7 protein-coding genes and 1 rRNA gene are annotated in these 6,805 nt (G+C 63.7%); 5 read left to right on the top strand and 3 right to left on the bottom strand.

Features of this window, described 5'->3' with window-relative positions; genetic code table 11:
• Positions 1–185 precede the first annotated feature (185 nt).
• Positions 186–302 (top strand): 5S ribosomal RNA (gene rrf / locus AB0366_RS19990).
• A gap of 523 nt (positions 303–825) precedes the next feature.
• On the opposite strand, the gene AB0366_RS19985 is transcribed toward rrf, so the two are convergent.
• The gene (locus tag AB0366_RS19985) at positions 826–2,415 is read right to left on the bottom strand and encodes an adenylate/guanylate cyclase domain-containing protein (RefSeq protein ID WP_366245456.1); all 1,590 of its coding nucleotides are present in this window, start codon (positions 2,413–2,415) and stop codon (positions 826–828) included.
• 43 nt (positions 2,416–2,458) lie between these two features.
• Here AB0366_RS19985 and nucS point away from each other — a divergent pair, with 43 nt between their 5' ends.
• Together nucS and AB0366_RS19975 are read left to right on the top strand one after the other, a co-directional pair.
• Complete coding sequence (gene nucS / locus AB0366_RS19980; RefSeq protein ID WP_366245454.1) at positions 2,459–3,130, top strand: endonuclease NucS; 672 nt, start codon at positions 2,459–2,461, stop codon at positions 3,128–3,130.
• A gap of 41 nt (positions 3,131–3,171) precedes the next feature.
• Positions 3,172–3,489 (top strand): hypothetical protein, encoded by a 318-nt coding sequence (locus tag AB0366_RS19975; RefSeq protein WP_037193364.1) that lies wholly within the window; start codon positions 3,172–3,174, stop codon positions 3,487–3,489.
• 30 nt (positions 3,490–3,519) lie between these two features.
• Here AB0366_RS19975 and AB0366_RS19970 read toward each other — a convergent pair whose 3' ends face one another.
• Both AB0366_RS19970 and mce read right to left on the bottom strand, forming a co-directional pair.
• Positions 3,520–4,470, bottom strand: coding sequence for a hypothetical protein (locus tag AB0366_RS19970; RefSeq protein WP_094611685.1), 951 nt, complete (start codon positions 4,468–4,470; stop codon positions 3,520–3,522).
• Positions 4,471–4,529: 59 nt separating this feature from the next.
• Positions 4,530–5,006 (bottom strand): methylmalonyl-CoA epimerase, encoded by a 477-nt coding sequence (mce, locus tag AB0366_RS19965; RefSeq protein WP_366245452.1) that lies wholly within the window; start codon positions 5,004–5,006, stop codon positions 4,530–4,532.
• Positions 5,007–5,117: 111 nt separating this feature from the next.
• Between mce and AB0366_RS19960 the strand changes: the two genes are divergently transcribed.
• Complete coding sequence (locus AB0366_RS19960) at positions 5,118–6,308, top strand: acetyl-CoA C-acetyltransferase (RefSeq protein WP_366245451.1); 1,191 nt, start codon at positions 5,118–5,120, stop codon at positions 6,306–6,308.
• Between the two features lie 69 nt (positions 6,309–6,377).
• Entirely contained in the window at positions 6,378–6,749 is a 372-nt protein-coding gene (locus tag AB0366_RS19955) for a DUF3817 domain-containing protein (RefSeq protein ID WP_179273743.1), read from the top strand.
• The last annotated feature ends 56 nt before the right edge of the window (positions 6,750–6,805 follow it).

The raw sequence follows: 6,805 nt of genomic DNA, 5'->3' as shown, positions 1-6,805 counted from the left end.
GCCCAGCAATGGGTGCAGGTGACTGGTACTAATAGGCCGAGGACTTACCACAAAGAAGCTACGCGTCCACTGTGCAATATCTGAAACAACACACGAGTTGATTCAGCAACACAATCGAATACACGAATCCGCTACCCACACACGTGTGGGTGAGAGGTTTCGCTCGTGACACTGTTTCGCAGAGTTACGGCGGCCATAGCGGAGGGGAAACGCCCGGTCCCATTCCGAACCCGGAAGCTAAGCCCTCCAGCGCCGATGGTACTGCACTCGACAGGGTGTGGGAGAGTAGGTCACCGCCGAACACAACATTCCAGAATGGCCCCCGACCACCAGGTCCGGGGCCATTCTGCATTTCGAAACCACCCACACACCACACCAACAAACGCGCGCGCACTTTCGATACGCGCGCAGAATGGCACACCGACCGCTCACCAATCCCCGCGCACCTGACACACGCGCGCGCATTTGCGGACGCGGGGGACTGGACCCGGGTGTCGGCGTTTGACGCGGCCGTGGTCACGAGGACAAACGCGCGCGCGTTCGCCACCCGCGCGCAGAATCGCACCCGGACCACCGACCATTTCCCGTGCACCTGACGAACGCGCGCGCATTCGCGGATACAAGGGGTCACAGGACGGCTGCCGGCGCGCGAGGCGGCTGCGGACTACGACGCGCTAGGGCAATCGCGCGCGCACTTGCGATACGCGAGCAGAATCGCACTCCGACCACTGACCGTTCCCCGCGCACCTGACACACGCGCGCGCATTCGCGGAAACCAATGCCGACGCGCAGGTCAACAGCAACTGCAATGACCGGAAATGCGGGTCAGGCGTGCACGGCAACAGGCTTGTCGGCGGTGACTTTCACATCTTTCGGATTCGCGAGGACTGTTTGCGCGGAGCGTCCACGGAGGGTTACCGAATCACCGAATTCCCAACGATGGGCTTCGTCGTCTGCGGCACCGTCGACTGCCGTTTTGGAAGCCAGGATCGCCCCTGGAGCGTTCTTCGCCAGTTCGGAGAGGCGAGCGGCCTCGTTCACCGGGTCTCCGATGACGGTGTACTCGAATCGGGACTTCGCACCGACGTTGCCGGCGACTGCGCGTCCCGCGGCGACACCCACAGCGGCACTGCATTCGGGGACTTCGACCACCAGCCGTCGGGCAATGGCTCGGGCTGCGGCCAACGCGGAGCCGCAGTGATCGGCAATTTCGTTGGGGGCCCCGAAGATTGCCAGCGCGGCGTCGCCCTCGAATTTGTTGATGAAACCGCCGTGTTCGTCGACCTCGTCGACGACTACTGCGAAGAACCGGTTGAGCAGATGCACGACCTCGGTGGGCGGCCGCGATGCTGCCAGCTCGGTCGAACCCACGAGGTCGATGAAGAACACCGCAATATCGCGTTCCTGTCCGCCGAGTTCGCTGTCGGACTGCAGTGCTTTTTCGGCGACCTCATGGCCGACGTGCCTACCGAACAGGTCGCGAATCTTCTCCCGATCGCGTACTCCGTCGGCCATCCGATTGAACCCACTCTGCAGCTCGCCGAGCTCGGTGCCGTCGTACACCGCGAGTCGGACGTCCATGTTGCCCTTCTCCACCTCGGCCATCCCCGCTCGTACGTTGTTGATGGGAGAGGTCGTCGCGAATCCGCCGAGGACAGTCAGTGCGAATCCGAACACGATGGTGATTCCGCCGAGCGCCAGGATCGACACAGCCAGCTGCGCGGACGTCGTCTCGGGTCTGAGGAAGCGGAAAACCGCGATCATCATGAGTCCGGTGACCGGAACACCCGTTCCCAACAACCACGACAGAATGGAACGACCCATGACACCGGCGATGCGGATCCGACGTGGGTCACCTGCCTCGAGCGCCCGAGCCGCGATGGGGCGGAGGGCGAACTCACTGAGCAGGTAGCTGAATGCGCAGACGACTGTGCCGCCCGCGGCGATCGTGAAGGCAACCTTGGGGATCGCCTGCGGATCGATGATGCCGTCGATCGTGGTCAACAGGATCAATGCGCCGATCCACAGCGCTATCTGGATGCGCGTCAGGCGCCAGGGCATTGCGAGAGTCGCGACCTGTTCGGACCGTGTGGGCTGGCGATCCTCGATGCCCCATCGCAGACTGCTCAGCGCGCTTGTGGTGCCCCAGACGACGCCGACCACGAAGGCGAGAAAGACGTACACCGGGACGACGATGAAATTGACCCACCAATAGCGATCCATGTCCAAGACGTCCGGGCCCGGAACGACGACGCTGATCAGAACGCCCACGATGACTGCGCCGATCAGGTTCGACAGGACCAAGAAGACGGTCAACAGCAGCTGAATTCGGATCCGTCGTCGACGTGGAGACTCGGAGGTGTCGCCGAGCAGTCGGGAACCCAGGGGAGCGGCAGATCGTCTCAATTGCGGCATGGTCGTCACAGACTAACGGGGGCTCCTGCCTTAAGGTGGTCGAGTGCGTCTAGTTATTGCTCGTTGCCAAGTCGACTATGTCGGCCGTCTCACCGCACACCTCCCGTCCGCCCGCCGCCTGCTTCTCGTCAAGTCCGACGGATCGGTCAGCGTGCACGCGGACGACCGGGCCTACAAACCGCTCAACTGGATGTCGCCGCCCTGCTGGATGGTCGAGACCACCGAGGACGAGACGACCAAGTGGGTTGTCACCAACAAGGCCGGCGAGGAACTTCGCATCACCATCGACGACGTCGAACTCGACTCCAGTCACGAGTTGGGCATCGATCCCGGGTTGGTGAAAGACGGTGTGGAGGCTCACCTTCAGGAGTTGTTGGCCGAGCACGTCAGCACCTTGGGTGACGGCTTCACGCTGGTGCGACGCGAGTACATGACGGCCATCGGACCGGTGGATCTGCTGTGCCGCAACGCCGATGGCGGAACAGTGGCTGTGGAGATCAAGCGACGTGGTGAGATCGACGGCGTCGAACAGCTGACTCGCTATCTCGAGCTGCTCAATCGCGATCCGCTGCTGGCCCCGGTCAGTGGAGTGTTTGCTGCGCAGGTCATCAAGCCGCAGGCGAAAACGCTGGCCACCGATCGCGGCATTCGTTGTCTCACACTCGACTACGACGTCCTGCGGGGAACCGACAGTACCGAGTTCCGGCTTTTCTGACGGCTGTCGGTATCTACCGGCCCGTTCTCTACACTGGACGGGTGCCTCGTCGTAACCAACCCCGCCGACCGAATCGGAGCGGCCCGAGTGATCTCGGTCCGGCAACCGATTCCGTGCTGGGCGGCAACCGGGTCGAGGTCGGTCCGGACGGTGACACCTATACGACGCGGATGGTCCCGGGTGCCAAGGCCGTGAAGACCTATCGATGCCCCGGCTGTGACCACGAGGTGCGGCCGGGCGTCGCACATATCGTCGCGTGGCCGTCGGACGATTTCGGTGGTGCCGACAATCGCAGACATTGGCACACCGGATGTTGGTCCGGCCGAAACACGCGAGGCCTCACCCGCAGATGGTCGTAGCGGGGGAGGCCAGGCGCAGGACGAGCCGAATCAGGACGAGGAGTCAGCCGATTCCTTCTCGTCCTCGGCCTTCGCGGCTGCCTTCTCTTCTTCCTTCTTCAGGATGGCCGTCGGGTCAGGATTGTCGAGCAGTTCGCTCTCACGATTGACCGAGGCGAGCATCGCCGGAACCGAATCGAGCTGGCCTCGAATTCCGAGCAGCTGGGCCAGCACTCGACTGCGAAGCACGCGCAGCTCCTCGGCCAGTTCCTTCGAGTGCGCGATGCGTCGCTCGGCCTGCTCACTCGCGGACTGGAGGCGTCGAGCAGATTCGGTGGTCGCCTCCTCGATGCGGCGGGCAGCATCGGCCTTGCTGGACGCTTCGAGTTCCTCGAGAGCGGTGAGCACCTTGGTGCGCCGCTCGGCCATCGTGATCTCGAAGTCTTCCTGCACCTTGGCGCGCTTGGCCTCGGATTCGGCAGCCAACTTGTCGCGCTCGGCCTGCGCGGCCTCGACCACTCGGGCGGCCTCGGTGCGCGCCTGAGCCATGGTCTGCTGGTGTTCGGCTTCGAGTGCCGTTCGACGCTCTTCGAGCTCGGCCACCAGTGACTCGTGCCGCCCGCGGAGTCGGGCACTCTCTTGCTGCGCAACGGAGATCATTTCCTCGGACTCCGAGTGCGCCTTGGCACGTACTTCCGATGCCTCGTCCGAGGCCAGCCGCAGCATGCGTGAGATTCGATCGCTCATGCCCTCCGCGGTGGTGGGCGGAACCGACAGGCGATCGATGTCCTTGCGGAGTTCGTCGATCTCGTCGCGAGCGTCGTCGAGCTGCTTGGCCAGATCACGAGCCTGCGCGGCGGCCGCATCACGATCCGCGGTCGTCAGACGTAGTTCGGCGTCGAATCGCTCGAAGTAGTTGGTGACTTCGTCGCGATCGAACCCCTTCCGGACGATGGAAAAGGGAAGTTGCACCGTGGAAGTGCGCTCATGATCGATGGCCATGGCCGTCAATTTACCGGTGAGTCAAGTAGAGAGCCATACGGTTGGTTCCCGGAGTTCGTTCAGTGCCCGTCGGGGTTCGGTTCGACCAGTTCGATGAGCACTCCACCGGCGTCTTTGGGGTGGACGAAGTTGATCCGAGAATCGGCGGTGCCGCGGCGCGGGGCGTCGTACAGCAACCGAACGCCGCGAGCGCGCAGCTCGGTCGAGATCTCTTCGATATCGGTGACGCGGTACGCCAATTGCTGCAGTCCCGGGCCGTTGCGGCCGATGAACTTGGCGATGGTGGACGACTCGTCGATCGGGGCGAGCAACTGCAGCGCAGCGGACTTCTCCGTGGCTCCGGGGAAGGAGAGCATCGCCTCGCGAACGCCCTGTTCCTCGTTGATCTCCTCGTGCACTGCAACCATGCCGAGGTGGTCGGTGTACCAGGTGATGGCAGCGTCGAGATCGGGCACCGCGATACCCACATGATCGATAGCCGTCACCAGATCGGAGCGCAGCGGGGCTCCCGTGTAAGACTGCGTGCTGGAGGTCATGGCCATGACGTTAGCGCCAGCTACGTTTCGGTGCTCCGCCCGGCCGGTATCGGTAGGGGGCGTCGGAGCGTTGATCTCGACAAGGCCGTCTTCATACTTTCGGAGGAAATCGTGACCACAACAGTCATCGTCGCCGGCGCTCGCACGCCCGTGGGACGTTTTTCGGGCGCACTCAAGGACTTCTCGGGATCGGACCTCGGCGGGATCGCCATCAAGGGTGCACTCGAGAAGGCCGGTGTCCCGCCGGATCAGGTCGACTACGTCATCATGGGCCAGGTTCTCACCGCTGGTGCCGGCCAGATTCCGGCCCGTCAGGCTGCGGTTGCCGCGGGCATTCCGATGACCGTGCCCGCCCTGACGATCAACAAGGTGTGCCTGTCCGGAGTCGACGCCATCGCACTGGCCGACCAGCTGATCCGCGCCGGCGAATTCGAGATCGTCGTCGCCGGTGGCCAGGAGTCGATGACCCAGGCACCGCACATGCTCGAGAAGTCGCGTGCCGGATTCAAGTACGGCGATGTCACCATGCGTGATCACCTCGCCTACGACGGCCTGTACGACATTTTCACCGATCAGGCCATGGGTGCACTGACCGAGCAGCGCAACCAGAGCACCGAGGTCATCACTCGCGAGGAGCAGGACACCTTCGCCGCCGCGTCGCATCAGAAAGCTGCTGCGGCCTGGAAGAACGGCGTCTTCGACGACGAAGTGGTCCCGGTGTCGATTCCGCAGCGCAAGGGCGAGCCGATCCAGTTCACCGCGGACGAAGGCATTCGCGCCGACACCACCGTCGACTCCCTCGGCAAGCTTCGCCCCGCCTTCGACAAGGCAGGCACCGTCACCGCCGGATCGGCGTCGCAGATTTCCGACGGTGCCGCCGCCGTCGTGGTGATGAGCAAGGAGAAGGCGGAGTCGCTCGGTCTGACCTGGCTCGCCGAGATCGGTGCCCACGGAGTGGTGGCCGGTCCCGACTCCACACTGCAGTCGCAGCCTGCTCGCGCGATCGCCAAGGCATGCGAGAAGAACGGCATCGATCCGAAGGACCTCGACGTCGTCGAGATCAACGAGGCGTTCGCAGCGGTCGGAATCGCGTCGACGCGTGAGCTGGGCATCGATCCCGAGATCGTGAACGTCAACGGCGGAGCGATCTCGATCGGGCATCCCCTCGGCATGTCGGGAGCTCGCATTGCCTTGCATCTGGCTCTCGAGCTGCAGCGACGCGGCGGTGGAGTCGGCGCGGCCGCCCTGTGCGGCGGCGGTGGACAGGGCGACGCCCTCATCGTTCGAGTGCCGAAGCAGTAGGACTCGTGGTGGCTCTGGAGAAGAACTGAGACCAGAGCCACTACGTTCTGTCGTAGCAAACCGGGCACAATAGCGGGCATGACCAACTTCTTCGACCTGAGCAGCACCGCAAAACGATTCCGCTTCATCGCTGTGCTCGAAGCGTTCACCTGGCTCGGACTGCTGATCGGAATGGCCTTCAAATACATCCCCGCCGACGGCAACGAAATCGGAGTGAAGATCTTCGGACCGATTCACGGTGGGGTGTTCGTGGTGTACCTGGCCGTCGCCGTGTTGACGGCGGTCAAGCTCAAGTGGGACATCAAGGCCACCCTCTTGGCGCTCGTCGCGGCGTTCCCCCCGTTCGGCACCGTCATCTTCGAGATCTGGGCCGCGCGCACCGGCCGTCTCGCCGAGCTGAGCACCGGCCGGCCCGCAGCCGATGCCAAGGTTCTGTCCTGACCTACCGGCACCGCCCGCCAGTGGATGACGCATCGTGTTAGTGACAAACTGTAGGG

Source organism: Rhodococcus sp. NPDC076796, from assembly GCF_040702765.1.
Lineage (GTDB): Bacteria > Actinomycetota > Actinomycetes > Mycobacteriales > Mycobacteriaceae > Rhodococcoides.
Note: the sequence above shows the minus strand (reverse complement) of the source record. Positions and strands in the feature narration are given on the sequence as shown.

Coding starts and splice junctions, on each gene's coding strand:
- AB0366_RS19985 (WP_366245456.1), bottom strand. CDS start 2,415: ATGCCGCAATTGAGACGATCTGCCGCTCCCCTGGGTTCCCGACTGCTC.
- AB0366_RS19970 (WP_094611685.1), bottom strand. CDS start 4,470: ATGGCCATCGATCATGAGCGCACTTCCACGGTGCAACTTCCCTTTTCC.
- mce (WP_366245452.1), bottom strand. CDS start 5,006: ATGACCTCCAGCACGCAGTCTTACACGGGAGCCCCGCTGCGCTCCGAT.